The organism is Mixta intestinalis (assembly GCF_009914055.1).
GTDB classification, from domain to species: Bacteria; Pseudomonadota; Gammaproteobacteria; order Enterobacterales; family Enterobacteriaceae; genus Mixta; species Mixta intestinalis.
The window spans coordinates 1,293,412-1,318,129 of the sequence record NZ_CP028271.1; the positions used below are offsets into that span (position 1 = coordinate 1,293,412).

At 53.2% G+C, this 24,718-nt stretch carries 24 protein-coding genes; 10 read left to right on the plus strand and 14 right to left on the minus strand.

All coding sequences use genetic code 11. From position 1 onward, the window contains the following. Positions 1–118: 118 nt before the first annotated feature. Positions 119–1,516 (plus strand): class II fumarate hydratase, encoded by a 1,398-nt coding sequence (fumC, locus tag C7M51_RS06120; RefSeq protein ID WP_160620967.1) that lies wholly within the window; start codon positions 119–121, stop codon positions 1,514–1,516. A gap of 71 nt (positions 1,517–1,587) precedes the next feature. Here the strand turns inward: fumC and tus are convergent, their stop codons facing one another. Further along, positions 1,588–2,526 carry a DNA replication terminus site-binding protein gene (gene tus / locus C7M51_RS06125; protein WP_160620968.1) on the minus strand — a complete coding sequence of 313 codons (939 nt, stop codon included), beginning with the start codon at positions 2,524–2,526 and terminating at the stop codon, positions 1,588–1,590. Between the two features lie 123 nt (positions 2,527–2,649). Then, the gene (locus tag C7M51_RS06130; protein WP_160620969.1) at positions 2,650–3,912 is read right to left on the minus strand and encodes an MFS transporter; all 1,263 of its coding nucleotides are present in this window, start codon (positions 3,910–3,912) and stop codon (positions 2,650–2,652) included. Positions 3,913–4,006: 94 nt separating this feature from the next. Between C7M51_RS06130 and C7M51_RS06135 the strand changes: the two genes are divergently transcribed. The 3 genes from C7M51_RS06135 (at position 4,007) to bioD (ending at position 7,067) form a co-directional block, all read left to right on the plus strand. Then, positions 4,007–4,897 carry a LysR family transcriptional regulator gene (locus C7M51_RS06135; protein ID WP_160620970.1) on the plus strand — a complete coding sequence of 297 codons (891 nt, stop codon included), beginning with the start codon at positions 4,007–4,009 and terminating at the stop codon, positions 4,895–4,897. A 138-nt stretch (positions 4,898–5,035) separates the two neighbouring features. Beyond that, positions 5,036–6,253, plus strand: a complete 1,218-nt coding sequence (gene mlc, locus C7M51_RS06140) for a sugar metabolism global transcriptional regulator Mlc (RefSeq protein ID WP_160620971.1) — start codon at positions 5,036–5,038, stop codon at positions 6,251–6,253. A 130-nt stretch (positions 6,254–6,383) separates the two neighbouring features. After that, complete coding sequence (gene bioD, locus C7M51_RS06145; protein ID WP_160620972.1) at positions 6,384–7,067, plus strand: dethiobiotin synthase; 684 nt, start codon at positions 6,384–6,386, stop codon at positions 7,065–7,067. A 45-nt stretch (positions 7,068–7,112) separates the two neighbouring features. On the opposite strand, the gene osmV is transcribed toward bioD, so the two are convergent. The 5 genes from osmV to C7M51_RS06170 all read right to left on the minus strand — a co-directional run bounded on the left by osmV (position 7,113) and on the right by C7M51_RS06170 (position 11,972). Next, the gene (gene osmV / locus C7M51_RS06150; protein ID WP_160620973.1) at positions 7,113–8,249 is read right to left on the minus strand and encodes an osmoprotectant ABC transporter ATP-binding protein OsmV; all 1,137 of its coding nucleotides are present in this window, start codon (positions 8,247–8,249) and stop codon (positions 7,113–7,115) included. Next, the gene (gene osmW, locus C7M51_RS06155) at positions 8,249–8,896 is read right to left on the minus strand and encodes an osmoprotectant ABC transporter permease OsmW (RefSeq protein ID WP_160620974.1); all 648 of its coding nucleotides are present in this window, start codon (positions 8,894–8,896) and stop codon (positions 8,249–8,251) included. Before osmW ends, osmV begins: the two co-directional genes overlap by 1 nt. 9 nt (positions 8,897–8,905) lie before the next feature. Beyond that, complete coding sequence (locus C7M51_RS06160) at positions 8,906–9,787, minus strand: glycine betaine ABC transporter substrate-binding protein (protein WP_208852144.1); 882 nt, start codon at positions 9,785–9,787, stop codon at positions 8,906–8,908. Positions 9,788–9,826: 39 nt separating this feature from the next. Then, a complete protein-coding gene (locus tag C7M51_RS06165) occupies positions 9,827–10,540 on the minus strand; it encodes an ABC transporter permease (protein WP_160620976.1) in 714 nt (237 codons plus the stop codon). A 457-nt stretch (positions 10,541–10,997) separates the two neighbouring features. Continuing rightward, positions 10,998–11,972, minus strand: a complete 975-nt coding sequence (locus C7M51_RS06170; RefSeq protein ID WP_160620977.1) for a lipase family protein — start codon at positions 11,970–11,972, stop codon at positions 10,998–11,000. Between the two features lie 610 nt (positions 11,973–12,582). Between C7M51_RS06170 and C7M51_RS06175 the strand changes: the two genes are divergently transcribed. Further along, complete coding sequence (locus C7M51_RS06175; protein WP_160620978.1) at positions 12,583–14,037, plus strand: MDR family MFS transporter; 1,455 nt, start codon at positions 12,583–12,585, stop codon at positions 14,035–14,037. A gap of 48 nt (positions 14,038–14,085) precedes the next feature. Here C7M51_RS06175 and C7M51_RS06180 read toward each other — a convergent pair whose 3' ends face one another. Both C7M51_RS06180 and C7M51_RS06185 read right to left on the minus strand, forming a co-directional pair. Then, on the minus strand, positions 14,086–14,382 hold the full coding sequence (locus C7M51_RS06180) for a DUF1161 domain-containing protein (protein WP_160620979.1): 297 nt from the start codon (positions 14,380–14,382) through the stop codon (positions 14,086–14,088). 47 nt (positions 14,383–14,429) lie between these two features. After that, complete coding sequence (locus C7M51_RS06185) at positions 14,430–14,777, minus strand: DUF1283 family protein (protein ID WP_160620980.1); 348 nt, start codon at positions 14,775–14,777, stop codon at positions 14,430–14,432. Between the two features lie 120 nt (positions 14,778–14,897). On the opposite strand from C7M51_RS06185, the gene C7M51_RS06190 reads away from it, so the two are divergent. Next, entirely contained in the window at positions 14,898–15,224 is a 327-nt protein-coding gene (locus tag C7M51_RS06190; protein WP_160620981.1) for a YnfA family protein, read from the plus strand. A gap of 112 nt (positions 15,225–15,336) precedes the next feature. Here the strand turns inward: C7M51_RS06190 and ydfG are convergent, their stop codons facing one another. Both ydfG and C7M51_RS06200 read right to left on the minus strand, forming a co-directional pair. Next, a complete protein-coding gene (gene ydfG / locus C7M51_RS06195; RefSeq protein ID WP_160620982.1) occupies positions 15,337–16,086 on the minus strand; it encodes a bifunctional NADP-dependent 3-hydroxy acid dehydrogenase/3-hydroxypropionate dehydrogenase YdfG in 750 nt (249 codons plus the stop codon). A gap of 423 nt (positions 16,087–16,509) precedes the next feature. Then, positions 16,510–16,704 (minus strand): hypothetical protein, encoded by a 195-nt coding sequence (locus C7M51_RS06200; protein WP_160620983.1) that lies wholly within the window; start codon positions 16,702–16,704, stop codon positions 16,510–16,512. A 1-nt stretch (position 16,705) separates the two neighbouring features. Between C7M51_RS06200 and C7M51_RS06205 the strand changes: the two genes are divergently transcribed. The 3 genes from C7M51_RS06205 (at position 16,706) to bla (ending at position 20,108) form a co-directional block, all read left to right on the plus strand. Continuing rightward, positions 16,706–16,846: a hypothetical protein gene (locus C7M51_RS06205; RefSeq protein WP_160620984.1), complete on the plus strand. Its 141-nt coding sequence runs from the start codon at positions 16,706–16,708 to the stop codon at positions 16,844–16,846. A 265-nt stretch (positions 16,847–17,111) separates the two neighbouring features. Next, positions 17,112–19,169, plus strand: coding sequence for a peptidyl-dipeptidase Dcp (gene dcp / locus C7M51_RS06210; RefSeq protein WP_425281006.1), 2,058 nt, complete (start codon positions 17,112–17,114; stop codon positions 19,167–19,169). 69 nt (positions 19,170–19,238) lie between these two features. Continuing rightward, positions 19,239–20,108: a class A beta-lactamase gene (bla, locus tag C7M51_RS06215; protein WP_160620986.1), complete on the plus strand. Its 870-nt coding sequence runs from the start codon at positions 19,239–19,241 to the stop codon at positions 20,106–20,108. Between the two features lie 26 nt (positions 20,109–20,134). Here bla and glsB read toward each other — a convergent pair whose 3' ends face one another. Both glsB and C7M51_RS06225 read right to left on the minus strand, forming a co-directional pair. Beyond that, on the minus strand, positions 20,135–21,058 hold the full coding sequence (glsB, locus tag C7M51_RS06220) for a glutaminase B (protein ID WP_160620987.1): 924 nt from the start codon (positions 21,056–21,058) through the stop codon (positions 20,135–20,137). A gap of 137 nt (positions 21,059–21,195) precedes the next feature. After that, the gene (locus C7M51_RS06225; RefSeq protein WP_160620988.1) at positions 21,196–22,263 is read right to left on the minus strand and encodes an SDR family oxidoreductase; all 1,068 of its coding nucleotides are present in this window, start codon (positions 22,261–22,263) and stop codon (positions 21,196–21,198) included. Positions 22,264–22,359: 96 nt separating this feature from the next. Between C7M51_RS06225 and C7M51_RS06230 the strand changes: the two genes are divergently transcribed. Beyond that, a complete protein-coding gene (locus C7M51_RS06230) occupies positions 22,360–23,262 on the plus strand; it encodes a LysR family transcriptional regulator (RefSeq protein WP_160620989.1) in 903 nt (300 codons plus the stop codon). A 53-nt stretch (positions 23,263–23,315) separates the two neighbouring features. On the opposite strand, the gene C7M51_RS06235 is transcribed toward C7M51_RS06230, so the two are convergent. Further along, positions 23,316–23,726, minus strand: a complete 411-nt coding sequence (locus tag C7M51_RS06235) for a hypothetical protein (RefSeq protein WP_160620990.1) — start codon at positions 23,724–23,726, stop codon at positions 23,316–23,318. Between the last annotated feature and the right edge of the window lie 992 nt (positions 23,727–24,718).

Below are 24,718 nucleotides of genomic sequence, written 5' to 3' on the forward strand. Positions count from 1 at the left end.
CGACTGGCTCGCATAATGTTAAATTATTGTATGTCATACTGTAGCCTGCGCTCGCGGTAGCGGATTCGTACCGGTCGGAGCTTTTTAAATCATACGTTTGTGTTAAAGGAGAGTAGTAATGGCAGCCAACCGCATTGAAAAAGATTCAATGGGACCCATTGATGTACCGGCTGAGAAACTGTGGGGCGCGCAGACGCAGCGCTCGCTGGAACACTTTCGCATCTCTACAGAAAAAATGCCGACCGCGCTGGTTCATGCGCTGGCATTAACCAAACGCGCTGCCGCTAAAGTGAACAGCGATCTGGGGCTGCTGCCGCAGGAGAGGGCGCAGGCGATTATCCAGGCCGCTGATGAAGTGCTGGCAGAGAAACATGCCGATGAATTCCCGCTGGCCATCTGGCAGACCGGCTCCGGCACACAAACCAATATGAATATGAACGAGGTGCTGGCTAATCGTGCCAGTGAGATCCTCGGCGGCGAACGCGGTATGTCACGTCTGGTGCATCCTAATGACGACGTGAATAAGAGCCAAAGCTCCAACGATGTTTTCCCGACGGCGATGCATGTGGCCGCGGTAATCGCTCTGCGTGAGCAGCTGATCCCGCAGCTGAACACCCTGAAGCAGACGCTGAATGAAAAAGCGGAAGCTTTCCAGGATATCGTCAAAATCGGACGTACCCATTTGCAGGATGCCACGCCGCTGACGCTTGGCCAGGAAATTTCCGGTTGGGTGGCGATGCTGACGCATAATCTAAAGCATATCGAGCAGAGCGTACCGCACGTGGCAGAACTGGCGCTGGGCGGTACCGCCGTAGGGACCGGCCTGAATACGCACCCGGAATATGCGGTGCGCGTGGCTAAAGAACTGGCGGAACTGACCCATCAACCTTTTGTTACCGCGCCGAATAAGTTCGAAGCGCTGGCAACCTGCGATGCGCTGGTTCATGCTCACGGCGCGCTGAAAGGCCTGGCGGCCTCGTTAATGAAAATCGCTAACGATGTGCGCTGGCTCTCCTCCGGCCCGCGCTGTGGTATTGGCGAAATTTCTATCCCTGAAAATGAACCAGGCAGTTCCATCATGCCAGGTAAAGTAAACCCGACCCAGTGTGAAGCCATGACGATGCTTTGCTGTCAGGTGATGGGGAATGATGTGGCGATCAATATGGGCGGCGCTTCCGGTAACTTCGAGCTGAACGTTTATCGTCCGATGATTATCCATAACTTCCTGCAATCGATCCGTCTGCTGGCGGACGGCATGGACAGCTTTAATCACCACTGCGCCGTAGGTATTGAACCGAATCGCGATCGTATCAGCCAGCTACTGAACGAATCACTGATGCTGGTTACCGCGCTGAATACGCATATCGGCTACGATAAAGCGGCGGAAATTGCCAAGAAAGCACATAAAGAGGGGCTGACGCTGAAAGGCTCGGCGCTGAAGCTGGGCTATCTGACTGAAGAAGAGTTTGATGCCTGGGTGCGCCCGGAAGAGATGGTCGGCAGTATGAAGCAGTAAGAGAAGCGATGGGGCCGTAAAGGCCCCGTTTTGATTCAGCTCAACGCGCTTTTCCGCAGCGTTATACGTACTTAGACAGCTTCTACCGGCCTGTTGCAATAGAGATGCAGCCGTGGGATCAGCAGCCAGAGTGATTCGGCTTCCGGCTTATAGCGCCAGGTAATGTTCTCCGCATCATAATTCAGCAGCTCTCCAAACTCTGGTACCCGCTGACGGTCAGGACAAAGCACCAGTAAAGGCGAAGGGCAGGCCAGCTGTGTCTGTTTTTGCTGTTCTTTATTCCAGATACGGGCAATAGGCTGCACTTTAACCGGGCGTTTAATTTTTAGCCTGGCGCCCCGTGGCAATGCGCGTACCGCCTCCAGTTCCAGCTGCACTTTCTCTGCCCATTGCTCGCGTGTCCAGGGGGCCTGTGCGCGTCCCGCCTTCAGGCTTTTCTCCAGCTTTGCGACGATCTCCTGCGGCGTTACGTTTTTTATAATGTGTTTATTCGCCCAGCCGAAGCGCACGCTGTCGGGCGCATCCAGCAGGGTAATGGCGCGGTAGGCGTTTAGCGTCAGCAGGCCGCGCAGGTGGGTATGTACAAAATCAAAACGTGCTTCGCTGGGCAGCCCTGAATCGACAGTGATAATGCGTTCCAGCCCGGCCTTCAGCTGATTAATATGCTCTACCTGCTGGTGGAGCAGGGTATGCTGCTGTTCATTTGCCTCAAAACAGAGCGCACCCGGTAAGCGAACCGCCGCCTTGGTACTGATATTTTCCGACTGATGCTGGATAAACAGCCGACAGTAGTGCTGCAATGCTAGTTCGCGCGCTTCATTGCCGAGGTGCTGGGTGACGCTAATCTGCGTTACCGGATCGTGTTCCGTGCCTTTTGCCACCGGCGGCAGCGAAAATACGCGGCCAACCAGCAGCGGCAGGGCGGTAAGCTGTTGCTGGAGCGTGGCGAGAGCCTGTTCAAGCTGGCTGGCGCACTGGCGCAAATCTTCAACCAAATCATAGCGAGGCATATCGGCTCCTTCAGGTGTTTAATTAGTTACAACATACATATAAAGCATTCTACAAAGATACCTCAACATCGAAGAAATTAACAGTCAGGCAGAGAAAAGGCCGCGTAAAGCGGCCTGTCAGAATTACAGTTTGCGGATATGGAGGCGGGCGGCAACAATCAGCGCCAGCAATAACAGCGTCGCGATAAAAGCGGTAATGCCCGGCCAGCCCCAGGCATGCCAGAAGACACCGCCCAGCGTACCGGCGATGCTGGAGCCGACATAATAACTAAACAGATATAAAGAAGATGCCTGACCTTTGGCGCGACGTGCGCGTGGGCCAATCCAACTGCTGGCTACCGAATGGGCAGCAAAGAATCCGGCGGTAAACAGCATCATACCGGGGAAAATCAGCCACAGCGACTGGAACAACGTAATCAGCAACCCGGACAGCATAATAGCGGTTGCGCCCAGCAATACCGGGCCGCGTCCGTAGCGCGCCGTCATTGCACCTGCCTTCGGTGAACTCCAGGAGCCGGTAAGATAAACTACCGACAGCAGACCGACCACCGCCTGACTCAGCGACCAGGGCGCATTCAGCAGCCGATAGCCGATATAGTTAAACAGAGTGACAAACGCGCCCATCAACAAAAAACCTTCGGCAAACAGCAGCGGCAGGCCGCGATCGCGCCAGTGCAGGCGAAAGTTAATCATCAGGCTGCGCGGACGTAGTGAAATGGGGCGGAAGTGACGTGACGCTGGCAAAATTTTCCAGAACATCAGCGCTGAAGCCAGCGAGAAACAGCCAATAAAGGCAACCGCCATACGCCATGAACTGAAATCAGTAATCACGCCGCTAATTAAACGGCCGCTCATACCGCCGATGGAGTTACCGCTGATATAAAGCCCCATAGAGAAAGCAATAAAGCTGGGATGGATCTCTTCGCTCAGGTAGGTCATGCCTACCGCCGCCACGCCGCTCAGGGATAGCCCGATCAAGGCGCGCATCAGCAAAATTCCGTGCCAGCTGGTCATGGTTGCGGAAAGCAGCGTACATACCGCAGCCAGCAACAAGGCGACCACCATCACAGGCTTTCGCCCTACGGCATCGGACAGCGGGCCGGTGATCAACAGCCCCAGCGCCATTAATGCAGTAGCGATCGACAGAGAAATACTGCTGGTCGCCGGCGAGACGCCAAACTCCTGCGACAGTACCGGCAGAATAGGCTGCACGCAATAGAGCAGGGCGAAAGTGGCAAGCCCGGCGGAGAACAGCGCCAGCGTTACCCTCATAAACTGCGGGGTGCCACGCTTGATATAGAGATTTTTATCTGCGATAGCGGGAGAAGCGGATTTGACAGTCTCAGCATCAGCAGGCAGAGACGCTGTCTGGGTTGAGCGGTTCACAAAACTTCCTTTAATTGGCGTCGATAGCTTTATTGTGGGCGCGAGGCAATATACTGTCTAATATATTAATTATCTGGAATGATATCTTTGAAATATGAATATTGAGCTGCGCCATTTACGCTACTTTATTGCCGTAGCGGAGGAGCTACATTTTGGGCGTGCTGCGCTGCGGCTGAACATCTCGCAGCCGCCGTTAAGCCAGCAGATTCAGTTGCTGGAACAGCAAATCGGTGCCCGCCTGCTGGCACGCACCAATCGCAGCGTACAGCTAACCGCCGCCGGTCATCAGTTTCTGAATGATGCGCGCGCTATTCTGCTTAACGTGGAGCAGGCCGCCAGCCGCGCCGCTCGCCTGCATCAGGGGGAAGAGGGGGAAATTCGCATTGGCTTTACCTCCTCTGCGCCTTTTATCACCGCCGTTTCCGACGCGCTGTATAACTTTCGCCAGCGTTACCCGCAGGTACATATTCAGATGCAGGAGATGAATACGCGTCAGCAGCTGACGCCGTTAAGCGACGGCAGGCTGGATTTAGGGGTGATGCGCAATACGCCTCTTCCCGATACGCTGGCGTGGCAGCTGTTGCTGCGCGAACCGCTTTGCTGCGTTGTGCATCATGATCATCCGCTGGCGCAGCGCCACGCGGTCTCGGTGCGCGATCTCGCTCATGAACCCTTTGTCCTTTTCGATGCGCAAAGCGGTACCGCGCTGTATGGCGAAATTATGGCGCTGCTGCATCGCTATCAAATTCAGCCTTATGTCACGCAGGAAGTTGGGGAAGCGATGACTATTCTTGGGCTGGTCGCTACCGGGCTGGGCGTTTCGATTCTGCCCGCTTCCTTTCAGCGGCCAAAGCTGGCGGATATCGTGTGGTTACCGTTGCAAGAGCCGGATGCCTGGTCAGAAATGTGGCTGGTCTGGTCACGACAGCGTGAATTCAGCGCCGTAATGATCCACATGAAAAAATTGCTTTTGGGTGAAGATTGAACGTTATTTTGCATCATAACAGGCTTTTTTGTGCGGTAAATCACAGTCCTAATCAAATAGTTGACGGCCTTGCTTAACTGCATCACCATTAGCCCGACAGGTTTATTTTGAAGCGCGAAAATAAGTGGGAGCCGGGCAGTGATAGCGGAGAGTCAACCTGGTCATATTGACCAGATCAAGCAGACAAACGCTGGGACAGTATATCGGCTGATCGACCAGTTTGGCCCGATTTCGCGTATTGAACTTTCCCGCCGTGCGCAGTTAGCCCCGGCCAGCATCACCAAAATCGTGCGTGAGATGCTTGAAGCGCATCTGGTACAGGAAACGGAATACCAGGAGCCGGGAAGTCGTGGGCGTCCGGCGGTAGGGCTGATCCTGGATACCGTTGCCTGGCACTATCTGGCGATTCGCATCGGGCGCGGTGAAATCACTCTTGCGCTGCGCGATCTCAGCAGCAAGCTGGTTACCGAAGAGACCCGTCCTCTGCCTACCGAAAGCGAAACGCCGCTGCTACAACGCGTTATTGTCGAAGTCGATCAGTTTTTTATTCGCCACCAGCGCCAGCTTGAGCGCCTGACCGCTATCGCCATTACGCTGCCGGGCATTATTCACACCGGTAGCGGTATCGTGCATCGCATGCCTTTTTATGAGGTGGCGGATATGCCTCTGGGGCCTGAGCTGGCCGCGCATACCGGTCTGCCGGTTTATATTCAGCATGATGTTTGTGCCTGGACCATTGCTGAGTCGCTGTTTGGCGCTTCTCGTGGTGCCAGTGATGTGATTCAGGTGGTTATTGATGATAACGTTGGCGCTGGCGTCATTACCGGTGGGCGGCTGCTGCATAACAGCCGTAGCTCGCTGGTTGAAATAGGGCATACTCAGGTCGATGCCTGGGGGAAACAGTGCTACTGCGGCAATCATGGCTGCCTGGAAACCGTCGCCAGCGTTGGCAGTATCCTCGAACTGACCGCGCAGCGTATGCAGACGGCGCTCAGCTCCAGCCTGCATTATCAGCCACTGAGCGTTAATTCGCTGTGTGATGCGGCCCTGAATGGCGACCCGCTGGCACGCGATATTATTACCGGCATCGGTAACAGCGTCGGACGCATCCTTGCCATCATGGTTAATCTGTTTAATCCTGAAAAAATTCTTATCGGTTCTCCGCTCAATCGTGCGGCTGACGTTCTTTATCCCGCCATTGGTTCTTCCATTCGTCAGCAGGCTTTGCCCGCTTACAGCGCACATATAAATGTTGAGCCTACCGAATTCCCCAATGTAGGTACCATGCCTGGTGCGGCATTAGTAAAAAACGCCATGTACAACGGAGAATTGCTAATCAAGCTGTTGCAGGGCTAAACCAATTCCAGTTATCACCAAAAAATTGCGCTAACGCAAGCCGTTAACAAGCGCAATTTTCTAAACTGTCCGGCAAAACCGATGATTAATGTTTAACTATTTCAGGCCGTCAGCCTGCCGGAGTGTTGCTATGCTGAGTCGTCTTTTCATTACCGGTACGGATACCGCCGTCGGTAAAACAGTTATTACCCGCGCCCTGATGCAAAAACTGGCAGAGAGCCACTCTGTCGTGGTGGGCTATAAACCGGTAGCGAAAAGTAGTCAGATGACCCCTGAAGGTCCACGTAATAAAGATGCGCTGATTTTGCAGCAGGCATCCACGCTTGATGTGCCTTATGAAGTCATAAACCCGGTTACGCTGCTGGAAGATGAAGTCAGTATGCACCGTGGCGAAGCGATTAACTATGCGCGCCTGAGCAGCAGCCTGATGACCTTACAGGCGCAGGCTGACATAGTGGTCATTGAAGGCACCGGAGGCTGGCGCAGCCTGATGAACGATCTGCGTCCGCTTTCCGACTGGGTTATTCAGGAGCAGCTGCCGGTCGTGCTGGTCGTCGGGATCAAGCTGGGTTGTATCAGCCATGCGTTATTAACGGCGCAGGCGGTTATCAACGACGGTTTACCGCTGCTGGGCTGGGTAGCTAACCGCATCAATCCAGGGCTGGCGCACTACGCCGATATTATTGATGTTCTGCAAGAGAAAATTCCGGCACCGCTGTTGGGTGAGTTGCCTTATCTGCCGCGCGCCGAACAGCGCGATCTGGCAGGCTATATCGATCTGTCGGCGCTTTCCAAACCGCAGGCGGTAGCCTGAAAGTAAAAAAGGGCGCGCCTGGGTGGCGCGCTTTGTTCTTGTCCTTTAGCGGTTCAGCGCCCGGCGCGTACGTCCGGAACTGAGATAGCCCGCGATATAATCCTGCGAAATCTCCCCGCTGTAGCGTCCATCTTCATCAACGATCGGCATCCATACCATATTGTGTTCATACAGCTTTGACAGCACCACGCGCAGGTTCTCTTCCGCTTTGCCAGTAATGGTAAACTGATGCAGAATCTGCTCGCAGTTTCCGCTGGCACCGCGTGCCTCACGTCGCTTAACGAAACCCAGCGGTCTGCCATCATTATCCACCACGGTTATCGAGCGCATATCATTATCGTCCATAAGAGCAAAGGCTTCGGCCAGCGGCGTTGATCGCTTCACGGTCAGCGTTGGCTGTTGATCGGTCACGTCACCCGCCTGCACCAGCAGTAGCCGCTTCAGCGTGCGATCCTGACCAACAAAAGAGCCGACAAACTCGTTTGCCGGTTTCGCCAGCAGCTCATCAGGCGTGGCGCACTGGACGATTTTGCCCTGACCAAATACTGCAATGCGATCGCCCAGCTTCAGCGCCTCATCAATATCATGACTGACCAGCATGACGGTTTTCTTTAGCTGGCGCTGCATTTCCAGGAACTCGTTCTGAATCGCTTCGCGGTTAATGGGATCCACCGCGCCGAACGGCTCATCCATCAGCAGCACCGGCGGATCGGCGGCGAGGGCGCGAATAACGCCGATGCGCTGCTGCTGACCGCCGGACATCTCTTTCGGGTAACGATGTAAAAACTTATGCGGATCGAGCGCCACCATGCTCATCAGTTCACTGGCGCGATCGCGGCAGCGCTTTTTATCCCAGCCCAGCATGCGCGGTACCACGGTAATATTTTCCTCAATGGTCATATTGGGAAACAGGCCGATTTGCTGGATAACATAGCCAATATTGCGCCGCAGAGTGACAGTATCCTGGGTACTGGTATCCTCGCCGTTAATGGTGATTTTGCCGCTGGTAGCCGGAATCAGTCGGTTAATCATTTTCAGCGTGGTGGTTTTGCCACAGCCGGAAGGGCCGAGCAGTACGCACATCTCACCGCCGGGAACGTGCAGGCTGACGTTATCCACCGCGTTAAGCGCCACGCCGTTTTTCTGTTTAAAAGTCTTGGTGAGATTTTCCAGCTTAATCATTAGCGCATCCCCTTCGGTGTTAAAACCTGCTGCAGGCGGTGCAGCAGCCAGTCAAGAATAATTGCCAGCAGACAAATCAGTACCGCCCCGGCAATCAGCATGCGAATATCGCTGCCGCTGATACCGTCCAGCAGCAGTAAGCCTAAACCACCGGCACCAATCACCGCAGCAATAGCCATCACGCCGACGTTCATCACAACGGCGGTGCGAATGCCGCCAAAAATAACCGGCAGCGCCAGCGGGATTTCTACCCAGCGCAGACGCTGCCAGAAAGTCATGCCGATGCCGCGCCCCGCCTCGCGCATGCCGGGCGGAATACTCTCCAGCGCGGTATGCGTGTTGCGCACGATTGGCAGCAGCGAATAGAGAAATACCGCCGTGATGGCGGGCACTACGCCAATGCCCTGACCGATCAGCGAAAATAACGGAATCATCAGGCCAAACAGGGCGATAGAAGGGATGGTTAATACCAGCGTGGCGATACCCAGCACCGGCGTCGCCAGCCATTTAACCCGCACAATAATAATGCCCAGCGGCACACCAGCCAGAATGGCGCAGCCCACCGCCACCAGCACCAGCCAGAGATGTTGCCAGCTCAGCGCTACCAGGTGGGGCCAGTTGTCGATCATATAATGCAGCGTATCCATAGCTTCTCCTTACAGCATGCCTTTCGCCTGTAAAAAATCATGCGCCACCTGCTGCGGTGACTGGTGATCGACATCCACCCGTTTATTCATTTCAGTAATGGCGTCATCGGTAATAAGCGCGGAGAGCTGATTCAGCGCCGCTGCCAGCCCCGGATGAGCCGCCAGCACCTCTTTACGCACTACCGGCGTGACGTTGTAGCTGGGAAAAAAGTGCTTATCATCTTCCAGAATTTGCAGATCGAAGCCTTTGACGCGTCCGTCGGTGGTATACACCAGGCCCGCCTCAACGAAACCGTCACGAATTGCGTTGTACACCAGGCCCGGATCCATCTGGCGGATCTGTGGACGGTCGAGTTTCAGGCCGTAGAGTTTTTGCAGCGGCTGTAAGCCATCAGAGCGGCCTGCGAATTCCAGATCCAGTCCCAGCATCCAGTTATGTTTGGGATCCTGCTGGCGAATTTGCTCGATGCGCGCCACCAGCTGCGACACCGTGGTGATATGCTCTTTCCCGGCGCGTTTACGCTGCATGGCAAAGGCGTAGGTGTTATTCATTGGTGCCGGATCCAGCCAGACCAGGCCGAGTTTGGCATCCAGCCGTCGTACCGTTTCGTAAGCCTGCTTCGAGGACATCGGGGTAGTAATATGATTGAAGATAATCAGCGACGAGCCGGTATATTCCCAGGTCATATCGATCTGTTTATTCAGCATCGCGCTGCGGCTGATGGAGACGGCAATATTGGTTTTAGGGATCACCTCAAACCCTTTTTTCTCCAGCCAGAGTACGGTCATCGCCGAGAGAATATGTTGTTCGGTGAAGCCTTTGGTCGCCATGGTGATTGGTGCGGCGTGGGCGACATTCAGGGTCAGTAGCAGGGTTACCAGCAGCGCCATCGCGCGTATTAAGGTGCGAACTCCGTTCATAACGCTCTCCTATAGCGCATGTGGGCTAAGCCAGCGGCCAAGCGCCGCCAGCAACATATCCAGAATCAGCGCCACCAGCGCCGTTGCCACCGCACCCAAAATCAGAATCGGGAAATCATTGAGGTAGATGCCGGGAAAAATCAGTTCGCCGTAGCTGCTGGCACCGATAAGAAACGCCAGCGGGGCTGTGCCAACATTAATCGCCATGGCGATACGAATACCGGAAAGCATTACTGGCCAGGCGTTGGGGAGCTCAACCTGGCGCAGGCGCTGTAAGCGCGTCATGCCAATGCCGTTGGCAGCTTCCAGCAGCGAGTGTGGCACGCCGATCAGACCGGCATAGGTGTTACGGACGACAGGCAATAGCGAGGCAAAAAACAGGGCGATGATGGCGGGACGATCGCCAATGCCGATAACCACCATCGCCAGCGCCAGTACCGCCAGCGGCGGCAGGGTATTGCCGACATTGAAGATCTGCATCATATATTCTGCCCAGCGTCGGGCAAAGGGGCGACTCAGGAGGATGCCGCTGGGAATACCTACCAGCAGCGCACCGGACATCGACCAACCCACCAGCCAGAGGTGCTGTCGGCCAAGATAGATCAGGTCAACCCGGTGTGCCTTAATTACCTCAAAACCAATACCGTAAATCAGGATCGCAGCGATCGGCACGATTGCCAGCAGCGCCAGCAAGGTTCGCTTGATCGTGGTAGAACAATGCATTGACAGGACTCTCCGGGGATAGCTGTAGTGCCGCTTTAAAGGCAGCTCAGCTGTTATAGTCATTAGCGGGCAACGGTGCGCTGAATATTCTCCTCACCGGCTTACCCTGTACTCAAAATAAAATGCTGACTTATACGGATTTGTCAGCAAAAACCAATCGTAGTGCCTTAAAGCTATAGCAGCGGCTGGGCAGCTACGCCAGTTTCGACGATAAAATCAAGCGCATAATCTTCTGCAAGGCTGATATTGATGAACGAGTGCTTATGGCACCGCTTCCTGAATGGGAGACGATTTTGAGCATCGGCACCCTGATCGTATAAGCTCTATTGAATACTAATAAGCGGGCTAAAAAATCATAAACTGCCTGCGTTGGCAGGCAGATAAAGCACTTAGTGTAATAAAAGCGCGCTCCCACAATCGGGTTTAACGCTTGCGGTCATTTCCAGCAGATCCCCGGTTAGCTGGGATCGTAGATAATATCTTTACCCATCTCAAGACCATAATAATTCAGATAGGCCGTATCGTGCTGATAGCTATACTGTTGCTGGAAATCGGTAATTTCAGGATTAATACCGAAATCAAACAATTCTGGCTGACTTGTATGGGTATAGTCATAACTGGCCATAAGGTCAGCAAAGCCAATAATTATTGTTTTCATAATCAAAGGCAGTTTAATCACTGGTTCATACAGGGTTGCAATCTCTTTTAGTGAATCTGTATTCCATGCTTTGGGAACAACATCCATATTATTAATAATTCGTTTTAGCCCACTGCCCAATATATTTTCCGCATATGTGGCAAAATAAGAATTACCTGCCGTTGCACCAGCGAAACTGCGTACCTGGACCCGCACGTTTTTTTTCAGTTGCTGCTTAACGCTGACACCCCAGGGAATGGTAAATGTACCGCCCATACTGTGCCCGCAGAACGTTAACGTATCGCCATCATTCAAACGGGAGTTCAGGAACTGCATGAGCGTGCTCCCACAACCAGGTTCAACGCTTGCGGTCATTTCCAGCAAATCCGTGAGTACCTCAGCCATACCGGAGGCGATTTTCGCCTCGCCCGGTGCACCAGCATCAAACTGACGCCAGTCGATCAGTTTGAAGACGGCCATATCCTCTTGCCCGTTAAGAGTAGATACGGTAGAGCGGGCAGCAACGCGATAGTCCGATGGATCGTTGCGGTTCTGAACAACGAAAAACATATAGTCGTCCCAGTTATCCGAGTCGGCGCGAGATTTTGGCATTCGTTTAACAGCTGGTCCCCAGACCACATTATCCAGTTTACCGGCAGTAATGGGGGATTGAGTTAACCCGTCCTGTAGTTTTTTTTGCGTAAGTTCCGGATTATATTCTTCCTGGTGTGCGCCTGACCAGGCAATTGAAGCTAAGGCGAAACACTCTGCATCAAATGTGTATATTGATTTCATATGGAATTCCTTTTATTTACTGGAAAATATCGATGGTTATAGTGGAATAGCGCGACTGCATTATTCTCAATACATTTTAACTTTCTCGATTATAGCTGCCAGCGTTTAATCAGGAATGGGCGCTTTAATATTTGATGTGTAATTAATTATATTTATAAGTTGAAACGCTTGATACCTCTGTTAAATAATGTTTCTTTGCTGACAAATGTTTTTTTGTGCAATTAAATTGCCCCGATTTTTCTATTAATCATCCTTTGTGCTGTTAATTAAATCGCTTCAGTTATTCCGTTTAAAATAAAAGCGGGAAATTGAAGCAAAGAAAGTGGCTATTTTTCCCATCCATGTTGGGGAAATCCTGATATCACCACATGTATAAATGCCATGGTCAGCCCATTTTCACTATAAAATGCTGGGACGACACGGTAGGGTTCGTCGTTTTGTATCAGACGTCCATTTCCGTGCTCCTGGTTTTCAGACGCCTGCTATTGGCACCGACGAAAGAGAAAATCGTAAGCTTTAAGTGACATTGTCACTTTAGACATAACAAACGAAACGATCGCGCGCAGCCATGCGGTAAGCTACGCTTAGCAGTTCGACAGGAAGGGGAAAAATGACAGAAAATCAACCGCAACCGGTGCCGCACCGTCACTGGATTTTAATCGCCTGTATGCTGGCGATGTTTATGGCAGCGATCGAGGTGACTATCGTCGCCACCGCAATGCCTACCATTATCGCCCAGCTGGGCGGCTTTTCTCAGTTTGGCTGGGTTTTTTCTATCTATTTACTGACTCAGGCGGTAAGCGTGCCGATTTATGGACGCCTGGCCGATATCTGGGGACGCAAGCGGATGTTTTTTATCGGCACCTCGCTGTTTCTGCTGGGTTCGGTATTATGTGGTTTTGCCCACAGCATGGGCTGGCTGATTCTGTTTCGCGCTTTTCAGGGCATCGGGGCCGGAGCGATCATGCCGCTGACCTCTACGATCGTTGCCGATGTCTATTCGCCACGTGAGCGTGCGGGCATCCAGGGCTGGCTTTCCAGCGTCTGGGGCGTATCGGCGATTATCGGGCCGCTGAGCGGCGCGTGGATCGTGCAGCATTTCAACTGGGCGCTGGTTTTTTGGGTCAATGTGCCGTTGGGGATCATTTCGATGTTAATGCTGGCACGCTGGCTGCCTGCCCATCGTCAGGATTCTTCGCAGCGGCTGAACGTCTCCGGCAGTGCCTGGCTGATGCTGAGCGTCAGTGCGCTGTTGGTTGCGCTATTACAGGCGCAGGCGCTGGGCTACTGGCTGCTGCTGTTTCTGGCGATCGCCCTGGTTACCGGCGTTATTCTGTTACGCCACGAAAAGAGATCGGAATCGCCTCTGTTCCCGCTGGATATCTGGCGCAGCCGGGTTATCGTCGCAGGCAATGTGGGTAATTTAATTATCGGCGCGGCGATGATGGGTATCAGCGCATTTCTGCCTACCTGGATTCAGGGGATTAACGGCGGTACGCCGCTACAGGCGGGCAGTGTGCTGGCAATGATGTCTATTGGCTGGCCGCTCGCCAGCACGCTAAGCGGCAGACTGATGTTAATCACTTCATATCGGTTTACCGCCCAGCTGGGCGCACTATTGCTTATCGTTGGCAGCGCGTTGCTGCTCATGCTGCATGCCAACAGCAGCCTGATACAGGCGGGTTTTGCGGCATTTGTCATCGGTACCGGGATGGGAATGAGCAGCACTACCTTTCTGGTTTCGGTGCAAAACAGCGCGGCGTTTGAAATCCGTGGTATCTGCACCGCCTCGATTATGTTTAGTCGCATACTGGGATCGGCTATCGGTACGGCGATAATGGGTGCGGTGTTAAACTATAATCTGATGCTACGGCTGCCTGCGGCCCAGGATCCGGTTCAGCAAATTATGTCACCGGAACAGCGCCAGGCGCTGGACAGCCAGACGTTACAGCAGCTGATCCAGCAGATTGCGGCGTCGCTGCATTGGGTGTTTATCGTGTCGCTGATTGTAGCGTTCGGTACGCTGTTTATCGCCTGGGTTATGCCGCGCAAGCAGCCGGAATAGGGATCGGAACGGGGAAGCTGGCACCGCAAACGCGGTGCCGGAAGGATTTTACTCGCTGGGCGCGTCCTGGGTGGTACCTGCATTCGCCGGGACGTTAGCCTCGCTGTCAACGCCGGTACGTTTGTAAACGATTTTCTGACTGTCGTTTTCACAGTGACCGACTACCTGACCTCCGGCAGCGTTCGCCTGATCGTTAGGCACGATATCCAGCGTAAAACCCGTTTCGGGAACGCCGTTATTGATAATTTTCTGGCTGATATCCGCTTTAACCGACTCACAGGACGCCTGAGCCGCCAGCGGAGCAGCAACCAGCAGGGCGCTAAATAACCACATCTTCGCTCTCATCACATCATCCTTTTGCAATAAAACCAGCGGTAACTATAGCAGTCAAATCAGGGGGCAACCTGACGTCCGGTACGACGATCGAGACACCGCAGCGTTTTGGGTTCCCAGTAGGCATTAATATTGTAACTTTTTTCACAGGCGTCGCGGACGTCATAAGCCCGATCGGTTTTATCGAACTCTTTTTCAACGCGCGTGTTCACTTTCTTACGCAGCATACGCGTATCATCCCACTGCTCTTTATTTTGCCGCGCTTCTTCATTACTGAGGGCGTTACTGCCGTCTTCAATAATGACGCGATCGGTACGCGCCTGCGCCTGAAGGGGTGCTAACGCCAGTGCGCCTAAAAGGGAGAGCGGGAGCAGTGCAATGGCAAGACGTTCAGGTAAAGTTCTCATTTTTTCTTCCTTATATTTCATCGCAGCCAGCCATGAGGCGGGATCGTTTTTAGTATATCATCGGTGCTTATTTACCCACCAGCGGCACACGTGCTTCGTTTAGTTTCTGGCGAACATATTATGTTAAAAACTACTTTGCTCTTTTTTCTTACCGCGCTGGCGGAAATCGTTGGTTGTTTTCTTCCCTGGCTATGGTTGAAAAAGGGGGCCACGCCGTTATTGCTGCTGCCCGCCGCAGTGAGCCTGATGCTGTTTGTCTGGCTGCTGACGCTGCATCCTGCGGCCAGCGGGCGCGTTTATGCTGCCTACGGCGGCGTATATGTGGTAACGGCGCTGCTGTGGCTGCGCTGGGTGGATGGCGTGCGCCTGAGTCATTATGACTGGCTGGGTGCGGCGATAGCTTTTTGCGGTATGCTGATTATCGTGGCGGGCTGGGGAAAAGCGTAATGGATGTCAGCACGGTTTATTACATTTTGAGTTTTTATTAGCGCACGGCCTGACAGATGCCGTGACGCGCTATAAATCAGGGGAGCAGTGCTCCCCGTTATCTTACTTTTTATCAGGAATTTTTCGCGACGCTCAGCCCGGCAACGGTCTGGCTTACCGGCATCATCTCCAGCGTATTGATATTGACATGCGCAGGCAGCGTGGCCACCCAAAATACCGCTTCGGTCACATCTTCCGGCGTAAGCGCGGTCGTGCCCGCATAGACATTCCCGGCGCGGTTATCGTCGCCTTTAAAACGCACGTTGGAAAATTCCGTGCCGCCAACCAGCCCCGGCTCAATGTCGGTAACACGCAGCGCGGTGCCGTGCAGGTCAGTACGCAGGTTGAGGCTGAACTGACGAACAAACGCTTTAGTCGCGCCGTAAACGTTGCCACCCGCATAGGGCCAGCTACCGGCAATAGAGCCGATATTGATGACATGCCCGATATTGCGTTCGACCATTGCGGGCAGCAGGGCGCGGGTCATATAAACCAGCCCCTTGTTATTGGTATCGATCATGGTTTCCCAGTCTTCAATGCTGGCTTTATGCGCAGGCTCAATACCCAGCGCCAGCCCGGCATTGTTCACCAGCACATCAATCTGTCGCCATTCGGCAGGTAGTGTCGCCACGGCAGCGTCAATGGCGACACGATCGCGCACATCAAACTGAAGGGTATAGAGATTTTCGCCCAGCTCCGCTTTCAGGTCATCAAGGCGTTCCTGACGACGCCCGGTAGCGATAACCTTGTGGCCCGCTGCGATAAAACGGCGGGCAATACTTTGACCAAAGCCAGCGGTTGCGCCGGTAACAAAAATTATCATCTCACTGTTCCTCAAAGGATTTTCCAGAATAATCACCTTAGCACTTCGTTTTACCACTGCCCAGCGCCAGGGTTAAATAGAACCTGTATGCTTTGCTGCTGTACCGACAGGTATCTTCTGCTAACCGCCTTTGTTATCAGGGACGAAAGACGTCCCACGCAGACGATCAGCAAACTATTCTATTGGCCATCTGAGTTTAACAGATTGATATATAGCAACTTTATTAGCCGATACTCTAAAGCCAAAACTACGCGTTTCATGCGTCTCACGCAGGTTTTGACGTGTATCTGAAAAGCAGATCAGAACAAAAAGATGTGACGTTGTCACGATTGATAGCAAAAATAGCCTGTTAACACAGAACATGACAACAGGCTAAAACACCAAAGATTATGATGAACGAGCGCAATAATAAAATGCCGCTATTCAGCCGCCATGCCGGCTCATCAGCTCCGCGATTGCCGCATTGTTTTTCTCATACAGCGCATCCAGCTGTTGGCATTTTTCGCTCAGATCCTGAGGCGGTTGCTGACCAAACAGGCTATAGGCTTCCAGCAGCATATCCATAAAAATACCGGCACCGCTGACGCATTTAATTTGAGTATGAGTAAGTAATTTCAAAATGACTCCTTTACTGGCGTTATCGCCAAAATCCATGTGTAGAAAATTTGCTACTAACGGGCTGCGCCGTGTGGCGGCGCTGTCAGCAAGCCGCGCCATCCTGACAATGCTTATTTTCCTGGTCAAGGAATTGAATTTTTAACAATAAGATAATAAAGCAATATTAAAGGGAAAGGCACGGTGCCAGAAGGGGCTTAAGACGGTTTTAGCGCAGCCGATAACGTATTTTCAACCGGTGCGTAACGGTAGCATCAGCGGCTAACTCCACCTATGATTCTGTCTTTACAGATAAGGAACAGGAGAGTAAGGATATGCGGTTATCGGTGCTATTTTTCGCCGTCGGTCTGGCCCTGAGCGGTAATGTGCAGGCAGCGGATTCGACGACAAATCACGATCGGGAGAAGAAGATGTCCATCGAGCAACACAACCCCTTCAGCCAGCCCAGTACGCTGCCGTTCCAGGCACCGCCTTTTGACCGAATCAAAGACAGTGATTATCTGCCCGCCATTATGGCCGGTATCGCCGAAAAACAGCAGGAGGTAGCGCGTATTGCTGACGACACACAGCCGCCAACCTTCGAGAATACCTACGTAGCGCTGGAGAGAAGCGGGGAGCTGTTGAGGCGCGTGATGAACGTGTTTAGCGCCATGACCTCCGCCAATACTAACGATCAACTGCAAAAAATTGATGAAGAAACCGCGCCTAAACTGGCGGCGCTCGATGATGAAATCTATCTCAACAGCAAACTGTTTGCGCGCCTCGATCGCGTTTATCAACAGCGCGAACAGTTAAATCTGGATGCAGAATCACGTCGCCTGGTTGAGGTGACCTGGCAGGCTTTCCAGCTGGCAGGTGCCAGCCTGAGCGATACGCAAAAAGCGGAGCTGAAGGCGTTAAATCAGGAAGCGGCAACGCTCAGCACCCAGTTTACCAATCGTTTGCTGGCGGCGACTAAAGCAGGCGGACTGGCAGTTACGGATAAAGCGGCGCTGGCCGGGCTCAGCGACAGTGAAATTGCGGCGGCGGCTGAGGCTGCCGAAGCGCGTGGCCTGAAAAATCAGTGGCTGCTGACGCTACAGAACACGACGCAGCAGCCAGCGTTGCAGACGTTGACCAACCGCGCTACCCGCGAGGCGCTGTTTAACGCCTCATGGGATCGAGCGGAAAAGGGCGACAACAATGATACACGCCAGCTAATTGCGCGCCTTGCCGCAGTGCGGGCGCAGCAGGCGAAACTGCTGGGCTTTAGCAGCTATGCGGAGTGGAAGCTTCAGGATCAAATGGCGAAAACGCCACAGGCAGCGTTAACCTTTATGCGTAATATCGTACCGGCGGCTACCGCGCGGGCCACGCGTGAGGCGGCAGATATTCAGGCGGCTATCGATCGGCAGCAGGGCGGCTTTAAACTGGCCCCCTGGGACTGGACACACTACGCCGAGCAGGTGCGGCGCGCTAAATACGATCTCGATGAGTCACAGATCCGGCCTTACTTTGAGCTGAATAACGTGCTGGAAAACGGGGTATTTTATGCGGCCAACCAGCTGTACGGTTTGACCTTTAAACAGCGTAAGGATCTGCCGGTTTATCAGCCGGACGTGCGCGTGTATGAAGTCTTTGATCAGGATGGCACATCGCTGGCGCTGTTCTACACCGATTTCTTTAAGCGCGATAACAAAGGCGGCGGTGCCTGGATGAGTAATTTTGTCGATCAATCCAGACTATTGGGTACCAAACCGGTTATCTATAACGTGGCTAACTTCAGCAAACCGGCAGCGGGCCAGCCTGCGCTGCTTTCATGGGACGATGTCATCACTATGTTCCATGAGTTTGGTCATGCGCTGCACGGCATGTTTGCCGATCAACAGTATCCGAGCCTTTCCGGCACCGCCACGCCACGTGATTTTGTCGAGTTTCCGTCACAGTTCAATGAGCACTGGGCCAGCGATGACAAGGTGTTTAAACATTTTGCCCGTCATTACCAGACCGGCGAGCCGATGCCGCAGGCGCTGCATGATAAAATCCTCAAGGCGGATAAGTTTAATAAAGGCTACGACATGACCGAACTGCTGGCGGCGGCGCTGCTGGATATGCACTGGCACAGCCTGAGCGCCGATGCGCCGCAGCAGGACGTGGACCAGTTCGAACAGCAGTCACTGGTGCAGGATAAGATCAACCTGCCTGAAGTACCGCCGCGCTATCGTTCCAGCTATTTCCAGCATATCTGGGGTAACGGCTATGCAGCTGGCTATTATGCCTACCTGTGGACCGAAATGCTGGCAGATGACGGCTTCGAATGGTTTAAAGAGCATGGGGGCCTGACGCGTGAAAACGGTCAGCGCTTCCGCGATATGGTGCTGTCTCGCGGCAACAGCAGCGATCTGAAACAGCTTTACCATGACTGGCGTGGTCAGGAGCCGCAGATTGAGCCGATGCTGATTAACCGTGGCCTGAAAGAAGAGCAGTAATTAGATTAACTTCAGGTAGTAAAAAAGGGCAGCGATGCCCTTTTTTGCGTCTGTCAGAAGGATTCAAAGATGTGCAATACGTTTTTATGGCGCCGTTCTCTGTTTGCCGCCGCGCTTACGCTGCTTTCTGCCGCCGTACAGGCTGACGAAGCGGCGCTGACGCAGCAGCTCGCCGCACTGGAAAAAAGCGTCGGCGGCAGGCTTGGCGTAGCCTGGATTGATGAGGGCGCTTCACATTATGGTTATCGGGCTGATGAGCGTTTCCCGATGACCAGCACCTTTAAGACGCTGGCGGTGGCGGCCATTCTGCATCAAAATGTCAGCCAGCCGCATCTGCTGGAGAAAAAAATTGCGATAGAAGAGGCGGACCGGGTGCCATGGACGCCGGTGACCGGCAATTATTTTGGTAAAAAAATGAGCGTAGCCGCCCTTTGCGCCGCAGCAATTGAATATAGCGATAACCTGGCGGCGAATTACCTGTTAAAAGAGGCCGGTGGACCGCAGGGCATAACCCGCTACGCCCGTTATTTAGGTGACAGCGTCACGCAGCTTAATCGCCTGGAGCCGGAACTTAATAGCGCGGTGCCGGGCGATAAGCGTGATACCACCACACCTGCGGCGATGGCGGAAAACCTCTATAAGCTGACGTTGGGAACGGCCTTGCCGACTGCCCAACGCCAGCAGCTAATCTCCTGGCTACAACAGAGCACCACCGGTGCTGAAAGTATCCGCGCAGGCGTTCCTGCAGGCTGGCGGGTTGGCGATAAAACCGGAGCTGGTGCCTATGGTTCGACCAATGACATCGCGATTCTCTGGCCGGAAAAGGGCGCGCCGAAAATTCTGGCGATCTATTTTACCCAGCCGCAGCCGGACGCAGCGAATAATAAAGCGGTACTGGCTGCTGCAACGCGGCTGACGATTAAAGCGCTTTATCACTGAGAAGGAAGCCGGAACGGATATCCGGCTTAAAATATCGAACAGCCGAGCCGCTCGGAAAGCAGCTCCAGCGCGGCAGTGCCCGCCAGCGAATTGCCAGAAGCATCAAGCCCAGGCGACCACACCGCAATCGACATCTCACCGGGAATGGCGGCGATAATGCCGCCGCCAACGCCCGATTTCCCTGGCATGCCGACGCGCCAGGCAAACTCGCCGGCGCCGTCATACATGCCGCTGGTGATCAGCAGGGCATTGATTTGACGCGTCTGGCGCGGAGTCAGCACCGGCGGCGCATCGCCAAACGGTATGCCCTGGTTAGCCAGATAAAAGAAACAGCGCGCCAGCTCCAGGCAGCTCATCGATAAAGAGCAGTAGTGAAAGTAGGTTTGCAGCACGCCAGGTACATCATTATCAAAATTGCCAAAGGACTTCATCAGCCAGGCAATAGCGGCGTTACGGGCGGAGTGTTCAAACTCCGAGCGTGCCACATGACGATCGTAATTGATGCCCGACTCGCCGCAGAGCTGGCGCACCACCTCAAGCATGCGCTGGCGCGGCGCGGTCAGCCGGGTTTCCAGCATATCGCATACCACCAACGCACCCGCATTGATAAAGGGATTGCGCGGCTTGCCACGTTCGATCTCCAGCTGCACCAGCGAATTAAACGGCTGGCCTGACGGCTCTTTGCCGACGCGCTGCCAGATTTCCTGTTCCTGATAGCGCGTTTGCGCCAGGGTTAGCGACAGCACTTTAGAGATCGACTGGATCGAGAAGCGCACACCGGCATCACCGGCCTGATAAACGCTGCCGTCATGAGTAAAGATAGCGATACCAAGATAATCGGGCGATACCTGCGCCAGCGCCGGAATATAGTCGGCGACTTTTCCCTGACGCGTCAGGGGACGAACCTGATGCAGGATCTCTTCCAGTAAAGCATTGCTGAGCTCGGCCACAACTTTCGCTCCGTTATATTAGCTAATGGCGCAGCATCATCGTGGGTTGTTGCCGTCTCGTCAACGGCTGAAAGCAAAAAGCGTGCTCGGGAGAAAAAAGCACGCCGTCAGTGCGGCAGGCATGACGGCGTAACCAATCAGGAAGGGATAATGTGGTTTGCTTTTAGCTTATCGAATAGCGCGAAGAAGGCTTCGCGTGTCGAGCGGTAACCGGTAAAGCCAGCGTTGCGGCTCTTACTCATATCGGTAAACACTTCCATCGGGCGCCCCAAATCGGCATCGGTGTGCCACCACGAAGCCAGACGAGAAACATCCGCTTCACGTAGCTGATATTTCTCAGCGATCTCCCGCCAGTTATCTTCAGCATCGAGCATTCGGCCTTCCAGCGGCTGCATCTCGCCAGGGAACGGCGCTGCTTCAATGCCAAAATAGTCAGCGATCTGCTGCCACATCCATTTCCAGCGAAAAACATCGCCGTTTACCACGTTAAAATCTTCGTTCTTTGCGGCGGGTGACGTCGCGGCCCATTCCAGCTGCTCTGCCAGCAGGCCAGCATCCGTCATATCGGTAACGCCGTTCCACTGCGCTTCCGAACCGGGGAAAATAAACGGCTTGCCCGTTTCCTTACATAGCGTAGCGTATACCGCCAGCGTCTGGCCCATATTCATCGCATTGCCCAGCGCGTAGCCGATAACGGTATGCGGACGATGCACGCTCCAGGTGCAGCCATATTTTTCCGCTGCGGCGAACACTTCATCTTCCTGTGCATAATAAAAGTTATCTACCGGCTGGCGCCCCTGTTCTTCACGGAACGGCGTCATCGGTACGCTGCCTTTGCCATAGGCATCAAACGGACCGAGGTAGTGTTTCAGGCCGGTTACCAACGCCACGTGGCTGCCTTGCAGCCGATTGCCCAGCGCTTCCAGCACGTTGCGCACCATTGCGCCGTTAACGCGAATGTTTTCTTTTTCATTTGCCTGGCGCGCCCAGACGCTGAAAAAAATGCTGTCGAACCGCAAATCACCCAGCGCATCCTTTACCGATTGCGCCGACGTTAAATCAGCGGTCAGGGAATGACATCCCTGCGGTACCGGCGTACGGCCACGTGATAAGCCGGATACCTGCCAGCCATCCGCCTGAAGTTTTTCCGCCAGCGCGCTGCCGACGATGCCGCTAACGCCTACGATTAATGCTGTTTTGCTCATTACGCCTCCTTTTTGCTCGTGCTGATAAGCATAGTGCGGAATTTATTTCCCAGCTCTGGTATAAATTCACAAGATTCTGGAACAGGATTCATCAATATGGCGGGAAACGATCTGCTGAAAGGCATTATGCCGTTTGTTGCGACGGTGGAGGCGGGTAACTTTAGCGCTGCGGCTGAGCGGCTAAATCTGACCAGTTCGGCAATCAGTAAAAGCATAGCTCGACTGGAGGAGCGGCTGGGCTCGCAGCTGTTTGAACGCACCACGCGTAGCCTGAAGCTGACCGATGCCGGAGAAGCCTATTACCAGACCTGTCAGCGTGTGGTGAATGAACTGAGCGAGGCGGAGATGGTGCTGGCGGCGCAGCGCACGCGGGCAGTAGGAAGACTGCGCGTGGCGGTGCCGATGACCTTTGGACGCACGCACGTTATGCCGCTGGTGAATAGGTTTTGCCTCAGCTATCCCGATCTGCAAATCAATATGACCTTTGCCGATCGCTTTGTGGATCTGTTTGATGAGGGTATTGACGTTGCGGTACGTATCGGTGGACCAGCGGATTATCCCGCCTCGCTGGGGGTTCGTTACATGGGCAGAGAACAACTGGTTTTTTGCGCCTCGCCCGATTATCTACAGCGCCACGGTACGCCGCAGAATCTGGATGAACTACAGCAGCATCGGGCCATCGCCTATGAACGCGTTGATGGGACTACCACGCCCTGGCGTTTTTTAGCCGCGGACGGCAGCATTGCCAGCCGTATGGTGACGCAGGGCCTGGCTTTTGGCGACAGCGAGGCACAGTTAAGCGCGGTCAGCGCGGGTTTAGGGATCGCACAGATGGCTACCTGGCTGATTGACGAGGCGCAGCAGGCGGGCAGGGTGAAGATTATTTTGCCGCAGCTGGCGCTGGACGGACTGCCGCTCTGGCTGATCTGGCCACGTAAAAAACAGCTGCTGCCAAAGGTGGATGCGTTGCTGAAAGCCTTTCAGGCGCTCTCTGTTTAATTTATGTCTTTATTCGTATTATTAGCTATGTATTAAATGCTGGCTCAGCTTATTCAATCATTTCTGTGGCACAGATAAATCAGGATATAACCAACGGCAAGAACAGAAAAGAATAACAAACTCATCCCCCAGTCAGTACCATACCATAATGTTAATTCATCAATTATTTCATCATTATCGTTTCGAAAAACGGTGATCTCTTTAAGCGCAGGCTTAAAAACAGGAATAAGCAGGGCAATTACCAGTGGGCTAGCCCAGAGAATAAGGCCGATTTCCAGTTTCATTCCCAAAAATATTACCGTTCCGACTAAAAAGCCCCAGGCAAAGAGATTGCCTCCCGTTTCCAGTGCGGTTTGCCATTCAATACCAAATGCTTTTTTCAGCCAGAACACAACTACCGAAAAGGAAAATATCGCCCCTAAAAAAATTAATGACTTGCCATTTGACTTATTGTTGTCACTCATCCTTTGAGTCCCATCAATTCTTTCAGTCGTTCAAAGTACCGGATTCTGTTAAACAAAACCATGTCTTAGATTAATCTTTATGATCGCCGATCCGTTTTGTGGTCTGGATGATAAACGGGAGTGGTAACGCCGCCTTGCGAGTGGATCAAATATAATTATTTTATGCCAGCGGGAGGTGGGATAATTACGGTTATGCCTGATGTAGATGAGGCGACGGGAGGCCAACGCGTTTAGTTACAGTAGATCCAGGTTTATGGCGTATCACGGTCAAACTGAGCCAGAGCACCGTCTTTTTCTTACGCGCATGGTTTTGAATGACTGCCAATAGTAGCCAGGGTTGACCAATGATTCCCGCCAGATTCTGCCATCCTTATCATTGGTGCGCATAATGTATATTATGTTAAATTGCCTATGGTGGTTAGGTTCCACTCTTTCAATTCAACAAAGCAGCCTTTATTTTCTCGATAGCTAACACCTCCTGCTCTTGTAAGCCACCATCCCACATTTCTACCTCCAACGGAGTTCCCCTTAGTTTTCAGTTTAAACTTGCTTAGAAAGTCAGGCCATTTATTCTGGTCATAACGGACGAATCGGACTCAGCGCTCTATATCACCCCTATTCTCGCTATTCTCAAATCAGGAGCTGCCTATGTGTGAAGGATTAGCGAGTCATGGGGAATTGGTGCTATGATCGGCATCACTCAGTCCGGTTGGTTACTTGTGATTTTTGGCAATTGATCAGATCGCACAACCCGGGCTGAACTCCCTCAAATTGAGCTACTATACCGCGCAACTATTTAGCACAATTTTGGGATTTTGAAGCTTGAGATTGCAAAACATCTCTTGCCGCAGCTTGCGCCCCAGGCAGCAGTTACAGTCGCAGCGAAATTATAAAGTAACTAATGTTATCTATTGTTAATAGTTACTAGTTACCAAATTACTTATACAGATAAAGTCAGTATCAAGGAACGTTGACTGCTCTGGTGCACCACT

Coding starts and splice junctions, on each gene's coding strand:
- fumC (WP_160620967.1), top strand. CDS start 119: ATGGCAGCCAACCGCATTGAAAAAGATTCAATGGGACCCATTGATGTA.
- tus (WP_160620968.1), bottom strand. CDS start 2,526: ATGCCTCGCTATGATTTGGTTGAAGATTTGCGCCAGTGCGCCAGCCAG.
- C7M51_RS06135 (WP_160620970.1), top strand. CDS start 4,007: ATGAATATTGAGCTGCGCCATTTACGCTACTTTATTGCCGTAGCGGAG.
- bioD (WP_160620972.1), top strand. CDS start 6,384: ATGCTGAGTCGTCTTTTCATTACCGGTACGGATACCGCCGTCGGTAAA.
- osmV (WP_160620973.1), bottom strand. CDS start 8,249: ATGATTAAGCTGGAAAATCTCACCAAGACTTTTAAACAGAAAAACGGC.
- osmW (WP_160620974.1), bottom strand. CDS start 8,896: ATGGATACGCTGCATTATATGATCGACAACTGGCCCCACCTGGTAGCG.
- C7M51_RS06160 (WP_208852144.1), bottom strand. CDS start 9,787: ATGGCGCTGCTGGTAACCCTGCTACTGACCCTGAATGTCGCCCACGCC.
- C7M51_RS06165 (WP_160620976.1), bottom strand. CDS start 10,540: ATGCATTGTTCTACCACGATCAAGCGAACCTTGCTGGCGCTGCTGGCA.
- C7M51_RS06170 (WP_160620977.1), bottom strand. CDS start 11,972: ATGAAATCAATATACACATTTGATGCAGAGTGTTTCGCCTTAGCTTCA.
- C7M51_RS06175 (WP_160620978.1), top strand. CDS start 12,583: ATGACAGAAAATCAACCGCAACCGGTGCCGCACCGTCACTGGATTTTA.
- C7M51_RS06180 (WP_160620979.1), bottom strand. CDS start 14,382: ATGAGAGCGAAGATGTGGTTATTTAGCGCCCTGCTGGTTGCTGCTCCG.
- C7M51_RS06185 (WP_160620980.1), bottom strand. CDS start 14,777: ATGAGAACTTTACCTGAACGTCTTGCCATTGCACTGCTCCCGCTCTCC.
- C7M51_RS06190 (WP_160620981.1), top strand. CDS start 14,898: ATGTTAAAAACTACTTTGCTCTTTTTTCTTACCGCGCTGGCGGAAATC.
- ydfG (WP_160620982.1), bottom strand. CDS start 16,086: ATGATAATTTTTGTTACCGGCGCAACCGCTGGCTTTGGTCAAAGTATT.
- C7M51_RS06205 (WP_160620984.1), top strand. CDS start 16,706: ATGACTCCTTTACTGGCGTTATCGCCAAAATCCATGTGTAGAAAATTT.
- dcp (WP_425281006.1), top strand. CDS start 17,112: ATGTCCATCGAGCAACACAACCCCTTCAGCCAGCCCAGTACGCTGCCG.
- bla (WP_160620986.1), top strand. CDS start 19,239: ATGTGCAATACGTTTTTATGGCGCCGTTCTCTGTTTGCCGCCGCGCTT.
- C7M51_RS06225 (WP_160620988.1), bottom strand. CDS start 22,263: ATGAGCAAAACAGCATTAATCGTAGGCGTTAGCGGCATCGTCGGCAGC.
- C7M51_RS06230 (WP_160620989.1), top strand. CDS start 22,360: ATGGCGGGAAACGATCTGCTGAAAGGCATTATGCCGTTTGTTGCGACG.
- C7M51_RS06235 (WP_160620990.1), bottom strand. CDS start 23,726: ATGAGTGACAACAATAAGTCAAATGGCAAGTCATTAATTTTTTTAGGG.